Genomic DNA, 24976 nt, shown 5'->3' on the forward strand with positions numbered 1-24976 from the left:
GATGAGGATCCGAATATGAAGTTGTCAACCACTCTGGCCACGGCGGCCATGACCGCGCTGGCGCTGTGCGTCAGCACCGGGACCGGTAACGCCGATCCGGCACCGCAGACCGAGGTGCGCTACGAGGTGAGCAGGCAGGGTGACTCCGCGGTGCTGTCCACCGACGGCAAACTGCACATCGTCGACGGCCAGCTGCTGCTCACCACCGGCGCCGACACCCCGGTCGCCGCCCTGCCGCTGACCTACCGCATGGACGACAAGGTGTTCCCGATCGCGGCCACCATCGACGGCGGCACCGCGACCCTGACACCGTCCAAGGAGAACGGCGCACCGGTGGCCGCGGCCACGAACGTGATCACCCAGGATGTGGCCGCGCAGCAGATCGCCGAGTCCTTCACCCCGCGTGATCAAGCCGCGCTCGGCGTGCTCAGCCAGCGCCTCGGCGTCGGCGGCGCCGTGGCGGCCATCGTCGGCGCGGTGGTCGGCGGCGGCATCGGCTGCCTGGTCGGCGGCGCCGCGGGTGCGGCCATCGCCAGCCCGGTGATCGTGCTGCTGGTGCCGTGGGTCGGCGCCACGGTGGCCGGTTGTGTGCTCGGCGCGGCCACGCTCGGCGCGGTCGGCACGATGCTCGGCCTGGTCACCGTCGGTGGCCCGCTGGCGGTCTTCTCCGCCTACCAGTACTTCTCCACCATTCTCGCGCCGTGCCCGGCCGAGCTCGGAGCGTACTGCAAGGACCCCGCGGTTCCCACGCCGCCGAAGTAGTCTCCCACCGCCGTTCTCGCCGGCCTGCCCGATGAACTCGTCGGGCGGGCCGGCTCGTGGCCGTTACCGGCCGGTTAGGAATCTCATGCGCAGAACAGTTTTCGATGCCGAGCACCGCGCCTTCCGGGCGTCGATGCGCGCGTTCATCGAGGACGAAGTCGTGCCGAGTTTCGGCAAGTGGTACGACGAGGGACGGGTGCCGCGCGAATTCTATTACCGGCTGGGCGAACTCGGGATCCTGGGCTTGGAGGTGCCCGTCGAGTACGGCGGCTCCGGCCTCGAGTCGATCCGCTACCGCGCGGTGCTCGCCGAGGAGATCGCGCGTGCCGCAGTATCTTTCGGTGGTTCGAGCGCCCATGTGTCGCGCTGTCTGCCGCTGCTCGACGAGCTGGCGACCGCCGAACAGCGGCAGCGCTGGCTGCCGGGATTCGTCACCGGTGAAATGATGTTCGCGCTCGCGGTCGCCGAACCGGGGACCGACACGGAGCCCGCCGGCATGCGCACCACCGCGCCGTTGTCGCTGGACGGCACCGAATACCTGCTCAATGGTTCGAAGACCTTCGTCATCGGTGGGGTACACGCCGACCGCGTCATCGTGTGCGCGCGCACCGCGTCCCCGAATTCCGCGGACCCCTCCTACGGCCTGTCGCTGCTGGTCGTCGATGCCACGGCGCCCGGTTACCGGGTGGGCCGCGCGCTCGACACCCTCGGCCGAAAGGTCTCCGACACAGCCGAACTCACCTTCACCGATGTGCGGGTGCCGGTGAGTGATCGCCTAGGCCAGGCGCACCGCGGCCAGGCCCATCTCGCCGCGCAGCTGCCACGGGAACGTCTGACCATCGCCGTCGGTGCCCACGCGCAAGCTAGGGCGGCAGTGCGATTCGCCCACCGCTTCACCACCGAGCGCACCGCGTCAGCGCATTCGGTGGCGAGTTTCCAGAACACCGGGTTCGAACTGGCCGCCTGCCGCGCCGAGGTCGATGCCGTCGAGTCGGTCGTCGACCGTGCGCTGGCCGCCCACGACCGCGGCGACCTGACTCCCGCCGACGCGGCCTCGGCCAAACTGTTCTGCACCGAGTCGGCGGGGCGGGTGATCGACCGTTGCCTCCAATTGCACGGCGGCATCGGCTATCTCGCGGACTCCCCCATCGCCCGCCTCTACGCCGACCACCGGATCGACCGCATCATGGGCGGCACCAGCGACGTCCTTCGCACGATCATCGCCGCCGAGATGGGCCTGTGAGGCCGGGTCAGCGGGCGCGGTTCAGCTCACCGAGCGGCCGCCAGGTGCGCCGCTGGTCTTCGGGCGTGGTCAGCTCGGTCTGCGAGAACACCACATCGGTGGCGCCCGCGGCGAAGTAGTCGGCCACCCGTGCGGCGACCGTCTCCTCGTCGCCGATCACCACCAGTTCGGCGGCCCGCTGCGCGCCCGAGAGCGCGACCACACGCTGATAGGACGGAATCGTGTCGTAGAAGGCGGTTTTCGCCGCGGCGATGTCGCGCGCCTCGGCGACGTCGGCGGTGACGACACCGGGAACCGTCGACATCGCGAGTCATCGCGATCGACGCACAGTGATTCCAGCGTCGGAAGAGTCTCGGCGTCCGGCGAATTCGGCCGGAGCTCGCGTCAGCGAACGGTGATGCCGTCCGCGCGCATCGCGTCCTTCACCTGACCGATGGTGAGGTCGCCGAAGTGGAACACGCTCGCGGCCAGCACCGCGTCGGCGCCGGCGTGCACGGCGGGCGGAAAGTGTTCGACCGCGCCCGCCCCGCCGCTGGCGATCACCGGCACCCGCACCGCCGCGCGCACCGCCGTGATCATCGGCAGATCGAAACCGGCCTTGGTGCCGTCGGCGTCCATCGAGTTCAGCAGGATCTCGCCCACGCCGAGTTCGGCGCCGCGGATGGCCCATTCGACGGCGTCGATACCGGTGCCGCGTTTGCCGCCGTGGGTGGTGACCTCCCAGCCGGACGGGGTGTCGGGCGCACCGTCGGGCACGGTGCGCGCGTCGACCGAGAGCACGATGCACTGGGCGCCGAAGCGCTGCGACATCTCGAACAGCACTTCCGGGCGCGCGATGGCGGCGGTGTTCACCGACACCTTGTCCGCGCCGGCGCGCAGCAGCCGGTCGACGTCTTCGACCGTGCGCACGCCGCCGCCGACGGTGAGCGGGATGAAGATCTGTTCGGCGGTGCGGGTCACCACGTCGAGCATGGTGCCGCGGTCGCCGGTGGAGGCGGTGACGTCGAGGAAGGTCAGCTCGTCGGCGCCCTGGGCGTCGTAGGTCGCGGCCAGTTCCACCGGATCGCCCGCGTCGCGCAGGTTCTGGAAGTTCACGCCCTTGACCACACGGCCCGCGTCGACGTCAAGGCACGGGATCACGCGGACCGCCAGGGTGCTCGGCGCCGTGGTGCTCGCTCGTTCGTCGGTGCGCGGTGTCATGCGGTTCACCCTCGTTCTTCTTCGCTGACGGTGCAAATCATTTCCAGCAGTTCCTCGTGCACGCCCGGCGCGGCGGCCAGCACCGAACCGGAGGTGATGGTCCACGGCGCGCCGGCGAGGTCGGTGACCACGCCACCCGCGGCGCGCACCAGCGCGACCCCGGCCGCGTTGTCCCACGGATGGTGCCCGAACACGACCGCGCCGCCGAGCGCCCCGGACGCGGTGAACGCCAGGTCGATGCCGGTCGCGCCGTGCATCCGCACCCGCGAGGACAACCGGCTCAGCGCACCGAGCAGGTCGAACCGGAACTGGCCGGGGATGCGGCCCGCCGAGTCGAGGTTGAAGGCGCCGAAGCCGATCATCGCGTCGGCGAGCCTGCCCGGCGCCAGCGGCGGCAACGCCACACCGTCGAGGTACACCGGCCCACCGGTCACCGCGGCGTAGCGGCGGCCGAGCATGGGCAGCCAGGTCAGGCCGATCACCGGTTCGCCCTCGTGCACCAGTGCCAGCAGCGTGCCCGACATGGGATGGCCGGAGGAGTAGTTGAAGGTGCCGTCGATCGGATCGAGCACCCAGGCCGTGCCCGAGGTGAGCGCGGGCCCGCCGAATTCCTCGCCGTGCACCGCGATCCCGGTGCGTTGCTGGAGTTCGGCGGAGATGGTGCGTTCCAGCTCGAGATCGAGTTCGGTGGCGAAGTCGTTGCGGCCCTTGGTCACCGCGCTCGGCGCGCCGAGTCCTTCGACGAAACGCGGCACCACGCCGTCCAGGATCTGGGTGGCGACGGTCAGCAGGTCGGTCAGTTCGGCAGTGCTCGGCGTGGCGGTCATCAGTGGTGTCAGCGCACCGCGGCCAGCGCTTGCGGCAGCGTGAACCGGCCCGCGTACAACGCCTTGCCGATGATCGCGCCCTCCACACCGTCGTCGGCCAGGCCCGCGATGGCGACGAGGTCGTCGAGCACCGAGATACCGCCGGAGGCGACCACCGGCGCCTCGGCGGCGTTGGCGACCTCGCTCAGCAGTTCCAGGTTCGGCCCGGTCAGCGTGCCGTCCTTGGAAACGTCGGTGACGACATAGCGCGCGCACCCGTCACGCTCGAGGCGTTCGAGCACCTCCCACAGGTCGCCGCCGTCGGTGACCCAGCCGCGGCCGCGCAGGCGCCACTGCCCGTCGATCTGCTTGACGTCGAGCCCGACCGCGATCCGGTCGCCGTATTCGCCGAGTACCCGGGCACACCACTGCGGGTTCTCGATCGCCGCGGTGCCGATGTTCACCCGCGCGCACCCGGTCGCCAGCGCCGCCTTCAGCGAGTCGTCGTCACGGATACCACCGGACAGTTCGACCTTCACATCGAGCTCGCCGACGACCTGGGCGATCAGTTCGCGATTGCTTCCCTTGCCGAAGGCCGCGTCCAGATCGACCAGATGCACCCATTCGGCCCCCGCTTGCTGCCACGCCAACGCCGCGTCCCGAGGCGACCCATAGCTCGTTTCGCTACCGGCCTCCCCTTGCACAAGGCGCACGGCCTCACCATTGGCGACATCGACAGCGGGCAACAGCACAAGACTCACCCATTCAGACTAGTAGGTCTGTGTCCGCGTTCCCGCAACGGTCCGCGGCGGTGAGGCCCGTGTCACGCGAACCCCGCCGTGCGCGCTCAGTCGGCCGCGGCGTCGAACATGCCGGGCCCATAGGAGCCGCCCTGCTGACGCAGGATCACCCCGAGCCGGTTGGCCGCGTTGATCTGCGCCGCGATGACCGTCGAACCGGCCCAGCACAACGGCCACCCGGCCCTGATCCTGCGACTCGACGGCACGATCGACACGGTGTTCGCGGTGCGCGTCGACGACGGTCTGATCACCGGGCTCTACTCCGTGCGCAATCCCGACAAGCTGTCGCGGACTGATACAGCGATCACGCTGCGCCGTTGACCTGGCCGGCCTTCGCCACAACGCCGCTGCTGCACCGAATCCTGTTGAGCGGGCGTCGATTACAGCTCATGTCGGTGGTCCTGGATACAGTTCGTTGCGACGCGCGGATCCGCGTCGGCTGGACCGATCAGAGGAAAATTGTGTTCCGTACAGGTGTAGTGGGCAGTTTGCTGGGTTCGATCGCGATTGCGGCGGTGATCGTAGCGCCGAATGCGGCAGCGGACGCCCCGGATGCGGCGCGGCTCGCGGGCTGCGATTTCGGCCGTGAAGTGTCGACCTACGACCACGCACACGACCTCGATGGCTACTTCGAGCGTGTCCTCGCCCGGAGCACGGGCGCATTCCATGCCGAGTTCACCGAGTCCAGGGGCGCGCTGGCAGCAGCCATGCGTCAAGCGGAGGTTCGCTCCACCGTAGAAAACATCACCTGCGGCGTGGTGAGCGGCGACTTCCTCAACGCGGACGTTCTGGTGACGATGACACAGGTCCGTTCCAACGCGAACACTCCCGAACCCGAGCGCCTGAACATGGTCATCAACGTCAAGCTGACCAATGTATGGGGCCGTTGGCTCGCGCACGAACTCGATTCCCCGCTGCTGAAGTAGTCAGTCGAGGCGGCGGCGGAGTTCGAGGAGTCCGTCGCCGGTGAGATCGTCGAGCGCGACGGTGCGGCCGACCACGGCCAGGGCGATGGCCTCGCCTGGGCCGCGCACTTCCGGGCCCTTGCCCGAGGACCACGACACGTCGGTGGCGACGAAACGCAGGCCCTTGGTGAATCTGCCGGGGAAGGCGAAGGGATCGGGGTAGGACAGGACCGCGATGAGGCGGTCGGCGGGAATGGTGCGAGGACGACCCAGCGGGCGTCGGATGTCCTGGTGATGGACCACGAGGTCGGAGAGCATGAGCCGGGGCGAATACTTCGACAGCCGACCCGACTCCCTGTCGAGTTTGTCCACCAACTGCTCGGTCGAGAGCTCCGAGAACGACTGCGCGAGAGCATTATTGGTGCGATTCACCGAGCCGCGACTCTTCAGCACCACCCCCGCGTAGCTCAGCGGACTCAGCGTGTCCTGCATCAGGTGTCCCACAACATCGCGAACCCGCCACCCCGCGCACAGCGACGGCGTCTCCCATTCCTGCTCGGTCAGACCCCGCAGCAGTTCGACCAGTTCGGCCCGTTCGTCGACCAGCATCCCCCGATAACTCATACCGCCACCTTAATCGGGCCGACCGTCTCGGCGAATCCTTCCACGGTCGGATTCTCCTGGGTGAGGAGGGATTACGATCCGTGATCCGTCCAGGGCGGCTGACCTGGACCGACGCGTCGAAGCCGACCGTGCGGCGATGCGCGACAATGAACGCCGCGAACTTCTCCTCCGCTGTCCGCTTTCACCTCCACGAACAGGATCGGCGCATACCTTGGCCAAGCAGAATCGTCGGCGCCGGACCGGTCGTAAGCCGACAGCCGCTCCCGGACTCCCGATCGATGCCGCGTTGTCGGGCGATCCGTCGCAGGTCGCCGACGCGATCGCGACCGTCGCCTTCCTCGCCGCGCAGGGCGACAAGATCGCGATCACGAGGTTCGTCGAACAGGTAGCGGGCGCGGAGTCGGCCGCCGGGGTCCAGCTCGCCGCGCGACGAATCATCGCCCGCGCCTTCGAGTTCGGCTGGTTGCCCAGGGATGTGCACGAGGCCGCGCGCAGGCGGGTCGACGAGTTCGCGGTCGGCTATCTGACCGATCTGCTGGCCGACCACCGGGTCGGCTTCACGCCCGAGTCGGTCGACGAGATCTGGCAGTCCCAACTGGACGAACTGGACGCCACGGTGTGGTGGACAGCCGAGCGCCCCCACCTCCACCAGTGGGCCGACCGTGCACTGCTCACCGACGACGAGGCCCTCGAGTCGGCCCTCACCGCCCTGTCCCTGCTCATCCAACTCCCGAAACTCGAGCAGATCGTTCCCCTCCCCGGCACCCGCGGGCAGACCGTCACCCACCACCATGTCGACGAGAGAACCCTCGGCCGAGTCCGCGGTCTCCTGGCCAAAGCCGAGTCGACGTCCTTCGCCGAGGAAGCCGAAACCCTGTCCGCCAAGGCGCAGGAACTCATGACCAAGTACGCGATCGACCGTGCCCTGATCGATTCCCAGCGCACCGACCCCGACCTCCCCGCCGCCCGCCGTATCTGGCTCGAAACCCCCTACACCGACGCCAAAGCCCTGCTCATCGATATGGTCACCCGAGCCAACCGCTCCCGCGCGATCTTCGTCGCCGACTGGGGTTTCGTCACGATCGTCGGCGACGATCCCGACCTCGACGCCGTGGAAATCCTGTCGACGTCCCTGCTCGTCCAAGCCACCCGCACCATGATCGACAACGCCGCCACCGAGGAATCCCGCTCCCGCCACTACCGCAAGGCCTTCCTCACCGCCTACGCCACCCGCATCGGCGAACGCCTCGCCGAGGCCGCCGAAGCGACCATCGCCGACTCCCCCGACCCCACCCACCTACTCCCGGTCCTGGCCACCCACCAGCAACGAGTGGACAAAGCCTTCGACGCCTACTTCCCCACCGTCCGCACCCGCGGCATCACCATCCGCAGCGCCGAAGGCTGGACCGCGGGCACCGAAGCCGCCGACCGAGCCGACGTCGACAAACCCTGACCCGCTCGAGCTACAGCGAGCCGATCCAGTTGCGCAGCAGCTGCGCACCCGCGTCGCCGGACTTCTCCGGGTGGAACTGAGTAGCCGACAGCGGCCCGTTCTCTACCGCGGCGAGGAACGGCACGCCGTGCTCGGCCCAGGTGAGCTTCGGGGAGGCGATGTGTTCGTTCTCGGGCAGTTCCCACTGCTGGGCCGCGTAGGAGTGGACGAAATAGAAGCGGGTGTCGGCGTCCATGCCGGCGAACAGGGTGCTGTCGGCGGGGGCCTTCACCGTGTTCCAGCCCATGTGCGGCAGGACGGGGGCGTCCAGGCCCGCGACCGTGCCGGGCCATTCGCCGCAGCCTTCGGTCTCGACGCCGAACTCGACGCCGCGGTCGAACATGACCTGCATGCCGACGCAGATGCCGAGCACGGGACGCCCACCGGCGAGGCGCTGGCCGATGATCCGGTCACCGCGCACCGCGAGCAGCCCGGCCATGCAGGCCGCGTACGCGCCGACGCCGGGAACGACGAGTCCGTCGGCCGCCAACGCGGCCTGCGGATCGGCGGTGACCTCTACCTGCGCTCCCGCACGCACCAGCGCGCGTTCGGCGGAGTGCAGGTTGCCGGAACCGTAGTCGAGCAGAACAACGGATCTCACAGCACACCCTTCGTGGACGGCACACCGCTGACCCGCGGGTCGATCTCGACGGCGGCGCGCAGAGCCCGCGCGACAGCCTTGAATTCGGCCTCGGTGATGTGGTGCTGGTCGCGGCCGTAGAGCACCCGCACGTGCAGGGCGATACGGGCGTTCTGCGCGATCGACTCGAAGACGTGCTTGTTGAGCACGGTCGAGTACGAGGCGCCGGGGCCCGCGCTGGGAATGATGGTGTGCACCAGGTGTTCCGGCTCGCCGGTGAACACGCAGTAGGGGCGACCGGACACGTCGACGGCGGCGTGCGCGAGGGTCTCGTCCATCGGGATGAACGCGTCGCCGAAGCGGCGGATGCCCTTCTTGTCGCCCAGCGCCTGGCCGAGTGCCTGACCCAGCACGATCGCGGTGTCCTCGACCGTGTGGTGGGCTTCGATCTCGATGTCGCCCTCTGCCCGCACGACCAGGTCGAACCCGGCGTGCGCGCCCAGTGCGGTCAGCATGTGGTCGTAGAACGGCACCCCGGTGGAGATCTCGGTCTGCCCGGTGCCGTCGAGGTTCAGCTCCACCAGAATCGAGGACTCTTTGGTGACGCGTTCCACCCGCGCTGTTCTGCTCATGATGTGTTCCTCCACAGGTGGATTCAGTGAGTAAGGTCGGTGCCCGCGATATCGCGGCTCACGCGCAGGAATTCGTCGTTCTCGGCGGCCAGGCCGATGGTGGCGCGCAGGTAACCGGGGATACCGACGTCGCGGATCAGCACGCCCGCGTCGAGGTAGTGCTGCCACGCCGCGCCCGCATCGGTGAACCGGCCGAACAGCACGAAGTTGGCGTCGCTGGGGATCACGTCGAAGCCGACCGCCGCCAGCGCGGCGGCGACCCGGTCACGCTGAGCCGCCAGTTCCGCGACGCTGCCGAGGGTTTCGTCGGCATGGCGCAGCGCGGCGCGCGCCGCGGCCTGGGTGACGACCGACAGGTGATACGGCAACCGCACCAACAGAATCGCGTCGATCACCGCGGGCGAGGCGGCCAGGTAACCCAGGCGCCCACCCGCGAAGGCGAACGCCTTGCTCATGGTCCGAGTGACCACGAGCTTGGTCGGGAACCGGTCGATCAACGTGATCGCGCTCGGAGCCGCCGAGAACTCGCCATAGGCCTCGTCCACGACGACGATGCCGGGCGCGACATCGAGAATCCGCTCGAGCTCGTCGATCGGAATGCTGTGCCCGGTCGGGTTGTTCGGGCTCGTCACGAACACCACATCCGGGCGGCGTTCGACGATCTGGGCCACCGCGTAGTCGATGTCGAGCGAGAAGTCACCGCTGCGCTTGGCCTCGACCCACTCGGTGTCGATGCCCTCCGAGATGATCGGGTGCATCGAGTACGACGGCACGAAACCCAGCGCGCTGCGGCCGGGCCCGCCGAAGGCCTGCAACAGCTGCTGCAGAATCTCGTTGGAGCCGTTGGCCGCCCACACGTTCGCGGTGTCGACAGCGACGCCGGTCTGGCGGGTCAGGTACTCGGCCAGGTCGTGACGCAGTGCGACGGCGTCGCGATCCGGGTACCGGTGCAGGTCCGCGGCGGCGGCCCGCACCGATTCGGCGACATCATCGATCAGCGCCTTGCTCGGCGGGTGCGGGTTCTCGTTGGTATTGAGCTGGACGGGCACCGTCAATTGCGGTGCGCCATAAGGCGATTTGCCCCGCAGGTTGTCGCGCAGCGGCAGTTGGTCCAGGGTCGCCGAGGCGCCGGGCACGGTGGGAGTGCTCACGACAGCGCCTCGAAACGCGCCTGCACAGCCTGACCGTGCGCGGGCAGATCCTCCGCATTGGCCAGGGCGACAACGTGTCCGGCCACATCCTTCAACGCCGCCTCGGTGTACTCCACGATGTGGATGCCACGCAGGAACGTCTGCACGCTCAGCCCCGAGGAATGCCGCGCGCAACCCGCGGTCGGCAGCACGTGATTGGAGCCCGCACAGTAGTCACCCAGGCTGACGGGCGCCCACGGCCCGACGAAGATCGCGCCCGCGCTGCGCACCCGCGCGGCGACCGCGGCGGCGTCGACGGTCTGGATCTCGAGGTGCTCGGCGGCATAGGCGTCGACCACCCGAAGGCCCTGCGCGATGTCGTCGACGAGCACGGTCCCGGACTGCTTGCCGCTCAACGCTTCCCGCACGCGATCGTTGTGCTTGACCACGGCGAGTTGAGCATTCAGCGCGGCGTCGACCGCGTCGGCCAGCGCTACGGAATCGGTGACGAGCACACTGGCCGCGAGCACGTCGTGCTCGGCCTGGCTGATCAGATCAGCGGCCACATGCACCGGATCGGCCGTGGCGTCGGCCAGCACCGCGATCTCGGTCGGGCCCGCCTCGGCGTCGATGCCGACCAGCCCACGGCACAGTCGCTTGGCCGCGGTGACATAGATATTGCCGGGGCCGGTGATGAGATCGACGGGCTCGAGCGCCCCACCGTCGGTATCGACACCGCCGTACGACAGCAATGCCACCGCCTGCGCGCCACCGACAGCCCACACCTCGTCGACCCCGAGCAGCGCGGCGGCCGCCATGATCGTCGGGTGCGGCAGCCCGCCGAACTGCGCCTGCGGCGGCGAGGCCACCACCAGCGATTCGACACCGGCGGCCTGCGCGGGCACCACGTTCATCACGACCGAGGACGGATACACCGCGTTGCCGCCGGGCACATACAGCCCGACCCGCTCCACCGGCAGCCACTTCTCGGTGACGGTGCCGCCGGGCACGACCTCGGTCACCGTGTCGGTGCGCCGCTGATCAGCGTGTACCTTCCTGGTCCGCTCGATCGCCACCTCGAGTGCGGCGCGCACGGCCGGGTCCAACTCGGCCAGCGCCTTGGTCAGCTCGCCGACCGGCACCCGCACCACGGCGGGCCGCACACCGTCGAACTTCTCGCTGTAGTCCAGCGCCGCCGCGGCGCCCCGATCGCGGATGTCCTCGACGACCGGCCGCACGTGATGCAGCACCGAGTCCACGTCGACCCCTCCGCGCGGCAGCGCGGTGCGCAGCTCGGCAGCGGAAGGAGTACGACCGCGCAGATCGACGCGGGCGAGCTCGATGCGGGAAGTCATATCGGGGTACGGTCCTGTTCTGTGGTGGGGCTCAGGTCAGGTACCAGCCTAATGGTCGCCCGCCATCGCTTTTCCACCCACATCCCGCCGAGGCGACGGACCCGTCCTACGGATCCGTCGCACGTACCACCTAGCGGGTGTCTCCGTCGATGCGCAGACTGCCACCCGAGCTCACCACGCGCATGACCATGGCCTTCGTCGAGCCGTTGATGGTGATGCTGGCCAGGCGCATATTCGTGGAGCCGTCGGCATTGTTGCCGCTGACCGCGGTGATGCTGGCGAAGTTCTCGACAGTGCGGTCGTTCCAGTATTCGCGGAACGCGGACTCACTCCCGTACACCTCTTGTGCGGCGGGGGTGAGCAGCGACCACGAACCGCCCGGGTTGCTGAAGAAGTTCTCGACCAGCAGACCGGCCGAACCGATGTCCACCGTCCCGACATTGCCGGCCTGACCGAGCGGCGGAACCGCCGCGCTCGGCTTGGGAGCCGCCGAGGCCTGCACCGAGGTCGGCGGACTCGCCTGCACCCGCGGTGAATCGGAATCGGAGCTGCTCAGCGCGCTGACGGCGACGGCGATCGCAGCGACGAGCGCGCCGACACCGGATCCGATCAGCACCGCACGCCCCTTGCCTGCCTGCTTGCGCGGGGCGGGCATGGGATGAGCCTGGGTCTGCGGGTGCGCCGCGGTGTCCTGCCGGACCTGCGGACGCGGATTCGAGCGGATCTGGCGGGTCGTGGCCGTGGACGCGCCCGCGTGGGAGGCCCGGCGACCGGACTGCCGGATCACCTGGGTGGTCGCCGCGGAGTTGCGACGATTGAAAGCCTCACTGGCAGGCACGAATCCGGCGGGGACCGCGTTCTCGTCCTCGGCGAACGAGGCCAGCGCGTCGCGGGCTTCGGTCATCGTCGGACGGTCGAGGGGGTCCGGGCTGAGCAGGTCGAGCAGGAAGTCGGTGGCCGGGCCCGCGTTGTGGGGCTCGCGCACCTGTCCGTTGGCGGCGGCGTAGAGCACCGCGAGGGGGTTGGCGTTGGCGCCGTAGGGCGGTTCGCCTTCCAGCGCGTGGAAAAGCGTTGCGCCGAGGGCGAATACGTCGGCGGCGGGCGTGGGATCGGAGCCGCGCGCCACCTCGGGCGCCAGATAGGCGGCAGTACCGCAGATCAGCCCGGTCTCGGTGAGCGTCACGTCGCCGGCCGCACGGGAGATGCCGAAGTCGGTGATCTTCACCTCACCGTGGTCGCCGAGCAGGATATTGCCCGGTTTCACGTCGCGGTGCACCAGACCCGCCTGGTGGGCGGCGATCAGGGAGGAAGCCACCTTCTCACCGATGCGGGCGACCTCGAGCAGCGGCAGCGGGCCCTTCTGACCCAGCTCCCCCGCGAGGCTGACCGACTTGAGGTACTCCATCACCAGGCACGGATCACCGTTGTGCTCGGTGATGTCGAATACCACGATGGCATTGGGATGCTGGAAGCGCGCCGCATTGCGGGCCTCCCGAATCGCGCGCTGGCGCAACACATCCCGCTCGCCCTCGGGCAAGCTGGGTTTGATGTGGATCTGCTTCACTGCCACGGAGCGTTGGAGGCGTTCGTCGACAGCACGCCATACAACGCCTGTGCCGCCGCTACCAATACGCTCGACCAGGCGGTAATGCTCCGCGATCTTCTGACCGGTATCGATGGCGCCTACTCCGAACCTTCTCGAAATTGTGACATCCCGCGTATTGACCATGGGTATGGTCCGCCGCCGAGTGTAGCTGGCGCAGTGATGACCGCGTGCGGCAGCGGGGGGATTGCTCGCCTGCGGGGGGAAAGACGACTCATGGTGTCACACGTAGCATCCGTCCCGCTGCCTCGACCGCCGGTCCGGAGCTTCCGGCGTCCGCGACGAACACCGCGAACGCCAGATCACCCTCGATGCCGACGAACCAGCCGTGGGCGTGGGTGTCGTCGAGATACTCCGCGGTGCCGGTCTTGCCGAGCAGACCGGGGATGTCGCGCAGCGCGGTGGCTGTGCCCGCACTCACCGTCTCCCCCATCATGGTCTCTAGCTGCGACGTCACCGTCGCGGGCACCGGCGGCGAAGTCCGATCCGGGGTGCCGGGACGGCCGCGGATGAGGCTCGGCGCGGGCGCGGAACCGTGCACGAGGGAGGCCGCGACGAGCGCCATCCCGAACGGCGAGGCGGTCACCGTGCCCTGTCCGATGCTCGATTCGACCCGTTGCGCCGGATTTTCGGCGGGTGGAACTTTCCCTGTGACAGTCGTCAAGCCGGGTGTCACATAATCCACCCCGAGGCCCAACTGTTGGGCGGCCGCGGTCAATCCGTCGGCGGGCAATTGCACTCCCAACTCGGCCATCGTGGTGTTGCACGAACGCGCGAACGCGGTGTGCAGGGGCACCATACCCAGGTCGAAGCCGTTGTCGTTGGGAATCGTGCGGCCCTCGATGGTGGCGCGGCCCGGGCAGGGCAGCACGGTGTCGGGGGTGACGCCGCCCGCTTGCAGGGCCGCCGAGACCGTGACGGTCTTGAACGTGGAGCCCGGCGGGTAGAGCCCGGTCAGCGCGATCGGGCCCTGGGCGTCGGCGGGCGCGTTCTGCGCGACGGCCAGCACCTCGCCGGTCGAGGGCCGCAGCGCGACGATGGCGGACGGGGTGGCGATCGGGGTCAGCGCGTCCTCCGCCGCGTGCTGGAGGTCGATGTCGAGGGTGCTGGCGATGTCGGGGGTCGGCTTCGCGTCGGGTCCGGCGATGCGCTGGGTCCCCTCGGCGGTCTGCGCGCGGATCGCCCAGCCCGCGGCGGTGTCGGCTTGGTCCTGCCAGACCTCGGCGAGCCCGCCGATGGTGGGTCCGGCCAGCGTCTTGTCGACGGTGAGCAGCCGGGTCTGTGGCGCGAGCGTCACCCCACGCACGCCGGTGAGCCCCTGCTGCACCGGCGCGATGTCGGCATCGCGCAGAGCGACGGCGGTGATCGGTTTGCCCTGTGCCGCAGCCAGATCCGTCCGTAAGGTGGCCTCGCTGACGCCCTGCGGCGCGAGGAGCGCCGCGACGGCAGGCAGGTCGGCATCGGGTGCGACGTTCACCAGCGTGACCACCTGCTGGGTCATCAGGTCACCACCGGAGGCGTCGAGCACTCTGGCCGGTTTCGCGGCGACCGGGCTGTAGCTGAGCGCGCCGAGGTCGAGGCCGGGCGCGACCGTGGTCGGCTGCCAGGCGATCTTCCACCCGTCGGCGCCGGTGGTGGTTCCGGCACTCGAGTAGGTCCACGCGTTGCGGCCGTCGGGGCCGAATCTCCAGGTGGATTCCAGCGTGAACGACTTGTCGTCGGTGGACGACACCCGGACCGTGTCGTTCTTGCCGAGGTTGTCGAACAGCGCCGTCAGGACCGGGCGGGCTGCCTCGGGCGCGTCGGTGAGTTCGGCAGCGGCGGCAGCGTCTCCGCTGGTCAGCGCGGCGGCGAACGATTCGGCGACAGTCTGGGGTTGGTCGGGTCCGGACGAGCAGGCCAGGGGCAGCGCCGCGAGCGCGACGAGTAGGACCGATGCCTTCCGTGGAGTGCGCACGGGTCCGAGACTAGCTCGATCCGTGGTGCCGGTGGGGTTGTCGTTTCTGCTGTGACGAGCCCATCCCTTACCACCACCCGGTGATCGCCCCGATCTGGCGGCCGAGTTCGGGAGCGAGCGAGCGGGCATAACTGGCGGTCAGGTGGTGCTCGTCGCGATAGATGAGCACATTGCCCTCGACCACCCGGCAGCGCTGCGGTCGGCAGACGGCATCGGACAGGTCCAGCGGATGGATATTCGGGTAGCCGGCCGCCGGTTCCTCGGCGGGATCGTGCGGGTCGAGGACCTCGCCGCGATCGAGGCCGCAGCTGTCGGGGTCGCCGCGGTGGGCCAGGCAATCGGTGGCGCGGTAGAGGACGCCGTCGCGGCGCAGCCGTGGGGTGTCACGCAGCGCGAGCACGTTGAAGCCCCGATCCTGCATCGCCGTCCACACCTCGAGGTATTCGGCGGGCACCTCGTCGCCCACGCCGTTCATGCGGTATCGGGTGGACAGGGTCAGCACCCAGTCCGGCGGTTCGGCCGACAGCCGGTCGAGCACCTCCACCGACCATTCGTGACACTCCGGGAACGGCCACTCGGCATAGGACGGCTGATCGGCGAGGACCACCGGGCACCCTTCCTTGAGATAGGAGACCACCCGGAACCCGTGTTCGACGGCGAGCGGTTCCAGCGCGGGCAGCCAGTGCTCGGAGTGCGAGCCGCCGACCAGCGCGATCGAGCGGGTCGCGGTGGGGTCGCCGTAGGTACAGACGCGGACTTCGCGGTTGGGCGTGATACAGCCGTCGGTGGTCGGCGACGGGGTGTCGGCCTGGCCTTCGAAGACCGTGGGGCGCATGGGTTCCGGCGAGTACTCGGCGCCGGTGAACAGGGCGGCGGCGCCCGGATAGCGGTGGGTGTCCAGTGCCTGCGGCGGCACCGCCGGGTTGGCCACCAGCACCACCTGCCACCCCACCGAGGCGATCAGGACCGCCACCGCGGTGGCGGTGACCAGGGCGCCGGCCGCCTTGCGGGTTTCCGGCCGCTCGCCCCGAGGCGGCATGCGCAGCGGCGTCTCGATCAGCCGAGTGGTCGCGTAGGCCAGCGCCAGCGAGGCGCCGATCACCACCAGCCCGTCGACGATCCCGGCATTCGCGCGCCCGGTCTCGCCCAGATAGAAGATCAGGATCGGCCAGTGCCACAGGTACAGCGGGTAGGCCAGCGCGCCGAGTTCGGTACAGAACCGGCCGGCCAGCAGCCGATTCGGCCACGCCTGCGTTGCCGCCGCGAACCCCGAGGCGATCACCAGGCAGGCGGCCGCCACCGGCCACAGCGCCGCGACACCGGGGAACTGATTCGCGCCGTCGAACAGCGGCCCGCACGACAGCACCATCGCCAGCCCGAGCGCGGCCGCGAGCCCACGCAGCCGATTCGGCAACCGCAACCAGGGTGCCGCGACGGCCAGCATCGCACCGGCGAGCAACTCCCAGCCGCGCGCGACGCTGTCGTAGTAGGTCCACGCCTGGTGCTGCCCGGTCCCCGAAGCGGCGTACCAGAACGACAGCGACGCCAGCCCGCCCAGCACGATCACCAGGGTGAGCCGCCCGGCCGAACCGCGTCCGCGCAACCAGGCCCACCCCGCCAGCAGCGCGAGGATCACCAGGTAGAACTGCCCCTGCACCGACATCGACCACAGGTGCTGCAACGGGCTCACCGAGGGATCGGGTGAGAGGTAGTCGAGCTCGGCGGTGGCCAGATACCAGTTCTGGCCGTAGAACATCGAGGCCAACGTCTGCGCCGCGGCCTCACCCAGCTGGGTATACGGCCGCATCACCACCGTGGCGAGCAGAATCGCCCCTAACACCACGACCAACGATGGCATCAGCCTGCGCACGGTCCGTCGCGCCGTCTCCTTGGCCGACACCCCGCCGCTGCGCTCCACCCCGCGCACCACCGCGCCGGTGAAGAAGAATCCCGACAGCACGAGGAAAATGTCGACTCCGCCGGATACGCGGCCCGCCCACACGTGGAACGCCACCACGAGCGCGATCGCTACCCCGCGCAGTCCGTCCAGATCCTGGCGCCGTTCGACGGTGCCGCGAACCGCCGCACCCGGCACGAGCGGCGATGCGGTCCGGATATTCGGCACCAACGACCCCACAGAATCGGCCCCCACAACAGATTTGTTTCCCGGCAAGTAACCATCAATTTGCCGTAGGGACACCCAGGAAGCAAACCGCCGTGCCGCGCGGAGAGGGTGCTATCGGGTTCGCCAGGGCGTGGTCGCCAGGGTGGCCGCGTCGGCTTCGTCGAGGTCGATGTCGAACACTTCGGCCAGCACTTTGGTCAGCTCGCTGGGATCGAGGTCACGCGAAGTGGCGGTGCCGTCGGGGTATTCCGAGCTCAGCGTCAGGTCGTCGAGCACATGGTGGACCTCGGGCAGGAATCGCTGGAGGAAGGGGCGGGTGGTGAACGGCGAGCGTGGCGAGGTCGACACGAAGTGGTTGCCGACCGCGTAGTCGATGCGGAACTGTGGGTTCTCGGTGAAGGTATAGCGGTCCGTCCAGCCGTCGCGGCTGAACTGGTACAGCACCCACAGGCCACCGGCCCGGTGCTCCAGCCGGTAGCGCCAGTCGCCGAGCGCGAATTCGCCGCCGCTGTCGACCAGTTCGAACGGTTCCAGCGGTCCGAAACCGAAACCGACATCGCAGATCCAGACGCGATCGTCGTCAGGGGTGCTCACGCGCAGCAGGGCGTGGGTCGCCGGCCGCAGCACGCCGGTATCGGCCACACCGTAGGTGACCCGCCCGCTGAGTCCGCTGACGCCGAAACCGAACCGTTCGAGCGCGGCGGCGAACACCCCGACGTTCTCGTAGCAGTAGCCACCGCGACGCTGACGGATCAGCTTGCTCTGCAGCGAGTCGATGTCGAGCGGGATGCCCCGTCCGAGGATGATCTCGAGATTCTCGAAGGGGATCGAGGTCGTGTGGGCGCGCACGAGTGCGCGCAGGGTGTCGACCGAGGCGGTGCGTGGCCCGGCATAGCCGATTCGGGCCAGGTAGGCGTCCAGGTCGAGCTCGGCGCCCCGCCAGCCGTGATCCTCGGGCACTGGGTCGGTCATCGCATCCTCGTTCCGGTCGGTGTCTTTCGCACAACCGCGGTCCGGCGAACGTTGTTCCCTGGCGCCTCAGGCCGCGCACTTCGCGCCCGCGGGCGCCGGGGGCGCGGTGACCAGGTCGTGCCCGACATCGACGACATAGTCGCTGACCTGCGGCGCGAGCGGCTCGGTCCCCGCGAGCAGCCGCAACACCACACACCCGCCCTCGAACAGCGCGGGCCCGACAGCGTGATCACCGGGGACGATCGCGCCGGTCAGATCGCGCCCGCTGACAACCGTGTAGAAGGAGAACGGTTTGCCCGCCGCGGTCAGCGCCGCGCGCAATTCCACACTGGTAGCGAAGGGCACGACGGCATCGGCGGTGCCGTGGATCAGGAAGGCCCTGCGCATGCTCATCCGGTCGGCGAGCAGCGCGGGCGAGCGCTCGATGTAGGCGAGCGGGCAGATCATCGGCGTGCAGCCGCCCGCGTCACGTTCGATCTGTCGCGGCAGCGCCGGGTTCACCGACCCGCTGGCCGCCCACATGGTGAAATCGTCGGAGGGACCGTAGTTGTCGACCCAGTAGTCGAACAGCCCGGGCGGACCGTGCGCCACCGCGAGCCCGCTGGTGATGCCGCCCTGACTCCATCCCCACAGGACGGTGGACGCGATATCGGGATGTTCGCCGCGATACCACTGCGTCGCCGCCACCAGGTCGTGCCAGCCCGCCCACAGATTCCAGTCACCGGTGCGCCACGGTCCGTCGGCGCTGCGCAGATCCATGAGCAGAATCGGCGACCCGCCCGTGCGGGCGAGCGCGGACATATACGGCGCGAAATCGGCCGAGGACCCGCCGTGACCGTGGACCGCGACCACCAACTTCGTGGCCGGGATATCACCGGGGACACAGCGATACGGCTCGTATACGCGCCCGGTCGCACGCTCACCGTCCACCGTGATCGCGACCTGTCGCAGATCGACGCCCGCCGTGCACGGCGGTTGCGCACGCAAGGCGGGTCCGACCGCGGCCGCCATCGCGAACAGCAACGCGCACACCGCCACGACGACTCCGACCCGCTTCATGCCGCGATTGTCCGCCACCGGTCGGCGGGGGTCCAGCACATCCTCGCGCGTTCCCGCGCTCACCTGACACGGTCCTCGCGACCTCTACCAGTCGTAGTGGTCGCGAGGACCGCCCGAACCCGCATGTCGGCGCGGGTCCGTCCGAGGTGACCTCAGCGCAGCGCGACCTCCGACCCGCGATGCAACTGCACCGGCGCGGTCTTGCTCGCGGTGTCGGCGTTGATCCCCTTGGCCGCCGGATTCGCTTGTTCCAGTTGGGGTTTGCGATCCAGCAACGTTGTCGTGAGCACGCAGGCCAGGTTCGCGTCGAGGTCCTCGCGCACCACCAGCAGGTTGGGCACCACGATGGTCGGCGTGTCGGCGGACAGGCCGTAGGTGGCGGCCGGGATCGAGCCCGTCTCGTAGACCGGGTTGATCTCCTTCAGTTTCGGCAGCACCCCGGTGATGTCGAGGAAGCGGACCTTGTCCTTGGCGGTGGTGAACAGGTCGGTGATGCCCGGCGTCGGCAATCCACCGGACCAGAACATGGCGTCGATGGACCCGTCCTTGAGCCCGTCGACGGTCTTGGTCAGGTCGAGGCGCTGGGCGGAGACATCGCTGTCCGGGTTGAGCCCCGCGGCTTGCAGCACGCGTTGGGCGATCACCTCCGTGCCCGATTTCGGCGAGCCGGTGGAGACCCGTTTGCCGCGCAGGTCGGCGAGGGAGTTGATGCCCGCGTCGGTGCGCACGATGACCTGGGTGTAATTGTCGTAGAGCCGGGCCAGTGCGCGAATCGGCTGCTCGCTGGTGAAGCTGCCCTTGCCCGCGACCGCGTCGGCCGCGGAGTCGGCGAGCGAGAAGCCGACCTGATAGGTGCCGCCGACGACCTGCTGGATGTTCTGTACCGAGGCGCCGGTCTCGGCCGCGGTCGCCTTCACGGTGCCGCCGGTGGCGGAGGAGATCTGCTCGGCATAGGCGTTGCCCAGCGCGAAGTACACCCCGGTCGCGTTGCCGGTGGCGATGCCGATCCTGGTGTCCTGCTTCACCTCACAGCTCACCTCACCACCCGCGTCGGCCGTCGGGGTGTCCTGGCGCCCACCGCAGCCGGTGAGTAACGCGGCGGCCGCGACCACGGCGACAATTGTTCTGACCATGAGGTCCCCTTTCGTCGACGGCGAGGCCGCCTGCCTGTTCCCGCGGTTCACGGTGTGTCCGCGGATGTTCTGTTCGCCCGTTCGACCAGGCCCGCCACCGCAGCGAGGACCAGCAGTCCGAGCCCGATCCCGGTGGCGACCGGATGCGGGTACAGCAATGTCAGACCCGCCGCGGCGGCGATCGCACGCGCGATCGGGCCGATCGCCCCGATCCCGAACAACCATCCGCCCGTCGCCGCGGCCAGCGCCGCGACACCCACGCAGGCGGCCGCGCTGACCCACAGCACGTCGAGCACCGCGCCGAGTCCGAGCAGATGCTGTCCGGAGTCGGTGAGCACGAACATCAGCGGCACCAGGAACGCGGGCAGCGCGTACCGCAGGGCGTGCCACATCGTCGGCATGGCCTTCGCGCCGGTCACGGCGGCCGCGCCGACGGCGGCGAGCGCGGTCGGCGGCGTCACCTCCGAGAGCACCGAGAAGTAGAAGACGAACATGGCGGCGGCGGGTGCGGCCACGTGCAGGTCGAGCAGCGCGGGCCCGATGATCACCCAGCCGATGACGAACGACGCCGTCACCGGCACCGCGAGGCCGAGCAGCGACAACGCGATCGCCGCCAGCACCGCGGTGGTCGCCAGCACCACGGCGGGATCGTCGGACAGTGCCGATCCGGCCTTGACCAGCAGCGCGGCCAGTTGCGCTCCGAGTCCGGTCTTGGTGGTCATCGCGGTGATCACGCCGGCGGCGGCACACACCGCGACCACGGGGAGCGCCGAGCGCATGCCATACGACAGCGCGCGCAATGCCTCGATCACGAACTGCCCCAAGCTCTTCCGTGACCAGCTGAACCCACCCACCTTCGGAGCCGAGCCACGGTCGGTGATCGCACTGTCAGCCGATTCCGCAACCCCCTGTCCGGCGGACGTTTTCGTCAGATCGGCGGGGCTCGCACTCTCGTCGGAGGCGGTCCGCAGCATCCGGTCCGGGATCGCGAGCAGCAGCGCGAGCACCGTCGCGTAGACGACGGCGCGGGTCGCGCTCACACCGGCCAGCAAGAGCACGACGATCACGAGCAGCGACGAGAAGTGATACCCGAAGCGCCCCAGCAGCTTCCACCACGGCGTCGGCAGCGGACCATCGGCCAGATCCGCGGGCGCGCGGCCGTCCGCGTGGATGCGGCGCGCGTCGATCTCGACCGACAGCAGGATGCCGAGGTAGTACAGCAGTGTCGGGATCAGTGCCCACCCGAGCACCGTCACATACGACACGTCGAGATACTCGGCGACGATGAACGCCGCGACGCCCAGCGTCGGCGGCGACAGAATCGCACCGACGCCCGCCGCGGCCAGCATCCCGCCCGCCTGCTCGGGCCGGTATCCGGCCTTGCGCAGAATCGGCCAGGTCACCGCGCCGGTACTCACCGCGGTCGCGGTCCCCGACCCCGAGACGGTCCCGAGCAGAAATCCCGACGCCACCGCTGTCCGCCCCGCCGCACTGTGCGAGCGACGGAACAACGACACCGAAAGATCGACGAAGAACCTCGCGGCACCGGAGAATTCGAGCACGGCCCCGTACAGCGTGAACAACACGATGTAACTGGCGGCCACGTCCAGCGGCGTGCCGTAGAAGCCACTGCCGGAGTTGTAGAGCGCGTCGACGATCTGATCGACATCGAGCCCCGCGTGCGCGATCGACCAGTCCTGCGGCAACAGCCCGCCGTAGTACCCGTACCCGAGGAACACCAGACACACGATCGGCAAGATCACCCCGGTGGTACGCCTGCACGCCTCGAGCACCAGCACCAGCAGCAGCCCGCCCATCACCACATCGAGCGGCGCCAGCATCCCCTGGCGATCGAGGAACGCGTCGTATCCCCCGCCCGCGTCACCGATCCGGATCGGCAGCACCGGATACAGACACACCACCACCGTGATTCCGGCCAGCACCCAGTCGAGCACCGAGGGCCCGTCCGCCCGATCGAGTGGACCCCACCACGACCGGTAGCTCAGATACACCAGCGGCAGCGCGACAGCCAGAAAAATGACCAGGTAGTACTGACTGCCCTGCGCCAACGGCCGAAACACCTGCCACACCGACAACAGCGCGAGCCCGAGCGCGACAACACCGACCAGCCGACCGGGAAATCCGGAGAGCACCCGCGCGGGCCGCTCGTCGTCGTCCACCCCCAGCTCAGCCGCAGTGACAACAGGTGGCGCCGCGTTCATGAGCGGACGATAGCAACGAGATTCCTGCCCGGTGACGAAATCGACAACCGCACAGTCTGTACAAAATGGACACTACGCACGGGTGGCGATCACCCTTGCCCCACAACACGTTCCACCTCCGTGCCCCGGCGCAGCGCGAAGGTGGCACCCACGAGGGCCGCGATCGCGACGACGGCCGCGAACACCTTTGTGGCCGTGGCCAGCCCGGTCGCGTCGCCGAGAAATCCGGCCGTTAGCGGCAATACCGCGGCGGGGAGGTATCCGCCCACGTTCTGCGCGGCGTTGGCCTCGGCCAACCGATCCGCCGGCACCGTCGACCCGATCGCGGTCAATCCGCCCAGCTGCCCGAGTCCCTGCCCCATCCCCGCCAGTACCGCGGCGACACCGAACACCGGCACCGACGCCGTCGCGACCGCACCGGCCAGCGCGACAGTGCTCGCTGTCGTCGCCACCGAGCTGCCGACCAAGATCGCGCGAACACCCCTGTGCCGCACCGCGAACTGAATCCCGGTCGCGGCCAGGAACATCACGAAGGCCGTCCCGCCCGCCACGACCCGATTCGCCGATCCGAGCAACCCGAGCACCGAGGGGCCGAGCGACAGGACGAAGGAAGTGGCAGTGATGCCAGGAGCGAAGGCAGCGATCCCGAACAGCACCGCTGTCCGGCCCTGCGCGGGCACCGCGGGCAACCGGATCCACGGGCCACGCCCGCCCGTGCCGCTCGGCAGATCCATCCGCAGTACCACCACGAAAGCGACGGCAAGCAGCACGATTTCGACGACGAACACCGTCACCGTCGCGCCGGGCGCCAGCTCCGACAGCACCCCGGACAGCAGCGGACCCAGCCCGGCGCCGAGCGCCATGGCCACCGAAGCCGCCAAGGCACCCTTCGCCGTCCGGCCCCGGCCGGCGATATCGGTTACCGCCGCCATACCGGCCGAGACCGCGCAGCCCACGGCGATGCCGGTGAGCAACCGCGCCAGGGCGAGCACGAGCACCGAACCAGCACAGGCGAACAGCACACACGCCACCATCGCCAGCACGATCGCGGGCAGCAGCACCGGTTTGCGCCCCACCCGGTCGGAGACCACCCCCGCGACGGTCAGCGCCCCGAGCAATCCCGCGATATAGCTGGCGAACACGAGAGTGAGCGTGCCGGAGGAGAATCCCATCTCCCGCTGCCACACGACATAGAGCGGGGTCGCCGCGTTCGAAAGTACGAACACCGCGAGCACCGGCCACGCCGCCGCCCATATCGCCCCATCGCGCACTCGTGGTGCCACGGCCTGAATCGTCATGCCCACTCCCTAGTTCGACTTCTCTCGTACTAGTACGAGAGAAGTCGAACATACTCAGTACGATAAGATTCGTACAACCCCCGACGTGGAAGGTGTCCGATGCAGGCAGCGATCGAAGCCGAACGACTCCCCGAGCCCGCGCGCGCAGACCTGCGCCTCGATGTCGTCCTGGGCGCACTCAGCGATCCACTCCGCCTCGGGATCGTGCACAAGCTCCTCATCGAATCCCCCGACCTCGACCGCCCCTGCAGCTGGTTCGGCATCGACCGCCCCAAGTCGACGCTCACCCACCACTTCCGCGCTCTCCGCGAAGCAGGCATCACCCGCCAGCACCGCTATGGCCTCGAACGCCGCAGCCAGGTCCGAGTCGCCGACCTCGACACCCGCTTCCCCGGCCTCCTCGACCTCGTCCGCAGCTGGCGCCCCGAATAACCCCTCGAACCCTGCCGAACCCGGGTGGATACTGTCGTGGTGGCTGGGATGCGACGAATCGTCGTGGTGGGGACATCGGGGTCGGGCAAGAGCACGCTGGCCCGGCAGATCTCGGCCCAGCTCGAGATCCCGCACATCGAACTGGACGCGATCCACCATCAACCGAACTGGACGCCGATGCCCGCGCCCGACTTCCGGGCCGCCGTCGCCGAGCGGATCACCGGGGATGCCTGGGTGGTCGACGGCGGCTACCGAAGCAAACTCGGCGATCTGGTGTGGCGACGGGCCGATACGGTGGCCTGGTTCGATCTGCCCCGGTCGCTGGTCATGCGCCAGATCGTCCGCCGGACGGTGGGCCGCGCACTGACCGGGCGCGAGCTGTGGAACGGCAATCGAGAACTCTGGAGCCAGATGTTCTCGCTCGACCCGCAACGATCGGTGATCGTGTGGGCCTGGACGACCCATGCGAGGAACCGGGCGAATTATCTTGCGGCACAATCCGACCCGGCATTTCAGAACCTCACCTTCGTTCGGCTCGGCTCGCATCGCGAGGCCGCGGCGTTCCTCGACGGTCTCACCCCCGCACCGCCGCCGAGCTGACGTGCCCTCACCGTCACTGCCGAGCCGAACCCGCTCCCGCCGCACA

The 24976-nt window shown here is 69.2% G+C and carries 24 protein-coding genes; 7 read left to right on the plus strand and 17 right to left on the minus strand.

Going from position 1 to position 24976, the window contains the following annotated elements:
- Positions 1 to 15 precede the first annotated feature (15 nt).
- Together ASD42_RS33100 and ASD42_RS33105 are read left to right on the plus strand one after the other, a co-directional pair.
- Positions 16 to 762: a hypothetical protein gene (locus ASD42_RS33100; protein WP_056824683.1), complete on the plus strand. Its 747-nt coding sequence runs from the start codon at positions 16 to 18 to the stop codon at positions 760 to 762.
- A gap of 85 nt (positions 763 to 847) precedes the next feature.
- Positions 848 to 2005 (plus strand): acyl-CoA dehydrogenase family protein, encoded by a 1158-nt coding sequence (locus ASD42_RS33105; RefSeq protein WP_056824687.1) that lies wholly within the window; start codon positions 848 to 850, stop codon positions 2003 to 2005.
- 7 nt (positions 2006 to 2012) lie between these two features.
- Here the strand turns inward: ASD42_RS33105 and ASD42_RS33110 are convergent, their stop codons facing one another.
- The 4 genes from ASD42_RS33110 to priA all read right to left on the minus strand — a co-directional run bounded on the left by ASD42_RS33110 (position 2013) and on the right by priA (position 4772).
- On the minus strand, positions 2013 to 2309 hold the full coding sequence (locus tag ASD42_RS33110) for a hypothetical protein (RefSeq protein ID WP_056824690.1): 297 nt from the start codon (positions 2307 to 2309) through the stop codon (positions 2013 to 2015).
- 80 nt (positions 2310 to 2389) lie between these two features.
- Positions 2390 to 3205 carry an imidazole glycerol phosphate synthase subunit HisF gene (hisF, locus tag ASD42_RS33115; RefSeq protein WP_056824868.1) on the minus strand — a complete coding sequence of 272 codons (816 nt, stop codon included), beginning with the start codon at positions 3203 to 3205 and terminating at the stop codon, positions 2390 to 2392.
- 5 nt (positions 3206 to 3210) lie between these two features.
- Positions 3211 to 4032, minus strand: a complete 822-nt coding sequence (locus ASD42_RS33120; protein WP_056824693.1) for an inositol monophosphatase family protein — start codon at positions 4030 to 4032, stop codon at positions 3211 to 3213.
- Positions 4033 to 4040: 8 nt separating this feature from the next.
- Positions 4041 to 4772: a bifunctional 1-(5-phosphoribosyl)-5-((5-phosphoribosylamino)methylideneamino)imidazole-4-carboxamide isomerase/phosphoribosylanthranilate isomerase PriA gene (gene priA, locus ASD42_RS33125; protein WP_056824696.1), complete on the minus strand. Its 732-nt coding sequence runs from the start codon at positions 4770 to 4772 to the stop codon at positions 4041 to 4043.
- A gap of 183 nt (positions 4773 to 4955) precedes the next feature.
- Between priA and ASD42_RS34730 the strand changes: the two genes are divergently transcribed.
- Together ASD42_RS34730 and ASD42_RS33130 are read left to right on the plus strand one after the other, a co-directional pair.
- Positions 4956 to 5132, plus strand: a complete 177-nt coding sequence (locus ASD42_RS34730) for a hypothetical protein (RefSeq protein WP_235569921.1) — start codon at positions 4956 to 4958, stop codon at positions 5130 to 5132.
- Positions 5129 to 5737 carry a hypothetical protein gene (locus tag ASD42_RS33130; RefSeq protein WP_156677666.1) on the plus strand — a complete coding sequence of 203 codons (609 nt, stop codon included), beginning with the start codon at positions 5129 to 5131 and terminating at the stop codon, positions 5735 to 5737. The genes ASD42_RS34730 and ASD42_RS33130 overlap by 4 nt, the downstream gene beginning before the upstream one ends.
- On the opposite strand, the gene ASD42_RS33135 is transcribed toward ASD42_RS33130, so the two are convergent.
- A complete protein-coding gene (locus ASD42_RS33135) occupies positions 5738 to 6340 on the minus strand; it encodes a maleylpyruvate isomerase family mycothiol-dependent enzyme (protein WP_056824702.1) in 603 nt (200 codons plus the stop codon).
- 211 nt (positions 6341 to 6551) lie between these two features.
- Between ASD42_RS33135 and ASD42_RS33140 the strand changes: the two genes are divergently transcribed.
- Positions 6552 to 7793, plus strand: a complete 1242-nt coding sequence (locus ASD42_RS33140; RefSeq protein ID WP_056824705.1) for a DUF2786 domain-containing protein — start codon at positions 6552 to 6554, stop codon at positions 7791 to 7793.
- Positions 7794 to 7803: 10 nt separating this feature from the next.
- On the opposite strand, the gene hisH is transcribed toward ASD42_RS33140, so the two are convergent.
- From hisH to ASD42_RS33200, 12 genes are all read right to left on the minus strand, one after another.
- A complete protein-coding gene (gene hisH, locus ASD42_RS33145) occupies positions 7804 to 8433 on the minus strand; it encodes an imidazole glycerol phosphate synthase subunit HisH (RefSeq protein ID WP_056824708.1) in 630 nt (209 codons plus the stop codon).
- On the minus strand, positions 8430 to 9044 hold the full coding sequence (hisB, locus tag ASD42_RS33150) for an imidazoleglycerol-phosphate dehydratase HisB (protein WP_056824871.1): 615 nt from the start codon (positions 9042 to 9044) through the stop codon (positions 8430 to 8432). The genes hisH and hisB overlap by 4 nt, the downstream gene beginning before the upstream one ends.
- A gap of 23 nt (positions 9045 to 9067) precedes the next feature.
- Positions 9068 to 10195, minus strand: coding sequence for a histidinol-phosphate transaminase (locus ASD42_RS33155; RefSeq protein ID WP_056824711.1), 1128 nt, complete (start codon positions 10193 to 10195; stop codon positions 9068 to 9070).
- Positions 10192 to 11529: a histidinol dehydrogenase gene (gene hisD, locus ASD42_RS33160; protein WP_056824713.1), complete on the minus strand. Its 1338-nt coding sequence runs from the start codon at positions 11527 to 11529 to the stop codon at positions 10192 to 10194. Before hisD ends, ASD42_RS33155 begins: the two co-directional genes overlap by 4 nt.
- A gap of 130 nt (positions 11530 to 11659) precedes the next feature.
- Positions 11660 to 13234: a serine/threonine-protein kinase gene (locus tag ASD42_RS33165; protein WP_435831792.1), complete on the minus strand. Its 1575-nt coding sequence runs from the start codon at positions 13232 to 13234 to the stop codon at positions 11660 to 11662.
- Positions 13235 to 13346: 112 nt separating this feature from the next.
- Positions 13347 to 15089 carry a penicillin-binding transpeptidase domain-containing protein gene (locus ASD42_RS33170; RefSeq protein WP_056824716.1) on the minus strand — a complete coding sequence of 581 codons (1743 nt, stop codon included), beginning with the start codon at positions 15087 to 15089 and terminating at the stop codon, positions 13347 to 13349.
- 67 nt (positions 15090 to 15156) lie between these two features.
- The gene (locus ASD42_RS33175; RefSeq protein ID WP_056824876.1) at positions 15157 to 17205 is read right to left on the minus strand and encodes an acyltransferase family protein; all 2049 of its coding nucleotides are present in this window, start codon (positions 17203 to 17205) and stop codon (positions 15157 to 15159) included.
- Positions 17206 to 17325: 120 nt separating this feature from the next.
- Positions 17326 to 18186: an arylamine N-acetyltransferase family protein gene (locus ASD42_RS33180; protein WP_056824721.1), complete on the minus strand. Its 861-nt coding sequence runs from the start codon at positions 18184 to 18186 to the stop codon at positions 17326 to 17328.
- Between the two features lie 66 nt (positions 18187 to 18252).
- Positions 18253 to 19308 carry an alpha/beta hydrolase family protein gene (locus ASD42_RS33185; RefSeq protein WP_235569923.1) on the minus strand — a complete coding sequence of 352 codons (1056 nt, stop codon included), beginning with the start codon at positions 19306 to 19308 and terminating at the stop codon, positions 18253 to 18255.
- An 89-nt stretch (positions 19309 to 19397) separates the two neighbouring features.
- Positions 19398 to 20378 carry a TAXI family TRAP transporter solute-binding subunit gene (locus ASD42_RS33190; RefSeq protein ID WP_056824724.1) on the minus strand — a complete coding sequence of 327 codons (981 nt, stop codon included), beginning with the start codon at positions 20376 to 20378 and terminating at the stop codon, positions 19398 to 19400.
- 47 nt (positions 20379 to 20425) lie between these two features.
- Entirely contained in the window at positions 20426 to 22600 is a 2175-nt protein-coding gene (locus tag ASD42_RS33195; protein ID WP_056824727.1) for a TRAP transporter permease, read from the minus strand.
- A gap of 89 nt (positions 22601 to 22689) precedes the next feature.
- Positions 22690 to 23898: an MFS transporter gene (locus tag ASD42_RS33200; protein WP_056824730.1), complete on the minus strand. Its 1209-nt coding sequence runs from the start codon at positions 23896 to 23898 to the stop codon at positions 22690 to 22692.
- A 99-nt stretch (positions 23899 to 23997) separates the two neighbouring features.
- Here ASD42_RS33200 and ASD42_RS33205 point away from each other — a divergent pair, with 99 nt between their 5' ends.
- Positions 23998 to 24330 (plus strand): ArsR/SmtB family transcription factor, encoded by a 333-nt coding sequence (locus tag ASD42_RS33205; protein ID WP_056824733.1) that lies wholly within the window; start codon positions 23998 to 24000, stop codon positions 24328 to 24330.
- Positions 24331 to 24378: 48 nt separating this feature from the next.
- Positions 24379 to 24930 (plus strand): hypothetical protein, encoded by a 552-nt coding sequence (locus ASD42_RS33210; protein WP_056824736.1) that lies wholly within the window; start codon positions 24379 to 24381, stop codon positions 24928 to 24930.
- The last annotated feature ends 46 nt before the right edge of the window (positions 24931 to 24976 follow it).

Origin of the sequence: Nocardia sp. Root136, from assembly GCF_001427185.1 — a bacterium.
GTDB lineage: Bacteria > Actinomycetota > Actinomycetes > Mycobacteriales > Mycobacteriaceae > Nocardia > Nocardia salmonicida.

Excerpts from the sequence above, each read along its gene's own strand:
- ASD42_RS33135 (WP_056824702.1), bottom strand. The coding sequence starts at position 6,340 with ATGAGTTATCGGGGGATGCTGGTCGACGAACGGGCCGAACTGGTCGAA.
- ASD42_RS33100 (WP_056824683.1), top strand. The coding sequence starts at position 16 with ATGAAGTTGTCAACCACTCTGGCCACGGCGGCCATGACCGCGCTGGCG.
- ASD42_RS33120 (WP_056824693.1), bottom strand. The coding sequence starts at position 4,032 with ATGACCGCCACGCCGAGCACTGCCGAACTGACCGACCTGCTGACCGTC.
- ASD42_RS34730 (WP_235569921.1), top strand. The coding sequence starts at position 4,956 with ATGACCGTCGAACCGGCCCAGCACAACGGCCACCCGGCCCTGATCCTG.
- ASD42_RS33205 (WP_056824733.1), top strand. The coding sequence starts at position 23,998 with ATGCAGGCAGCGATCGAAGCCGAACGACTCCCCGAGCCCGCGCGCGCA.
- ASD42_RS33190 (WP_056824724.1), bottom strand. The coding sequence starts at position 20,378 with ATGGTCAGAACAATTGTCGCCGTGGTCGCGGCCGCCGCGTTACTCACC.
- hisB (WP_056824871.1), bottom strand. The coding sequence starts at position 9,044 with ATGAGCAGAACAGCGCGGGTGGAACGCGTCACCAAAGAGTCCTCGATT.
- ASD42_RS33195 (WP_056824727.1), bottom strand. The coding sequence starts at position 22,600 with ATGAACGCGGCGCCACCTGTTGTCACTGCGGCTGAGCTGGGGGTGGAC.
- ASD42_RS33110 (WP_056824690.1), bottom strand. The coding sequence starts at position 2,309 with ATGTCGACGGTTCCCGGTGTCGTCACCGCCGACGTCGCCGAGGCGCGC.
- hisF (WP_056824868.1), bottom strand. The coding sequence starts at position 3,205 with ATGACACCGCGCACCGACGAACGAGCGAGCACCACGGCGCCGAGCACC.
- ASD42_RS33105 (WP_056824687.1), top strand. The coding sequence starts at position 848 with ATGCGCAGAACAGTTTTCGATGCCGAGCACCGCGCCTTCCGGGCGTCG.
- hisD (WP_056824713.1), bottom strand. The coding sequence starts at position 11,529 with ATGACTTCCCGCATCGAGCTCGCCCGCGTCGATCTGCGCGGTCGTACT.
- ASD42_RS33210 (WP_056824736.1), top strand. The coding sequence starts at position 24,379 with ATGCGACGAATCGTCGTGGTGGGGACATCGGGGTCGGGCAAGAGCACG.
- ASD42_RS33180 (WP_056824721.1), bottom strand. The coding sequence starts at position 18,186 with ATGACCGACCCAGTGCCCGAGGATCACGGCTGGCGGGGCGCCGAGCTC.
- ASD42_RS33200 (WP_056824730.1), bottom strand. The coding sequence starts at position 23,898 with ATGACGATTCAGGCCGTGGCACCACGAGTGCGCGATGGGGCGATATGG.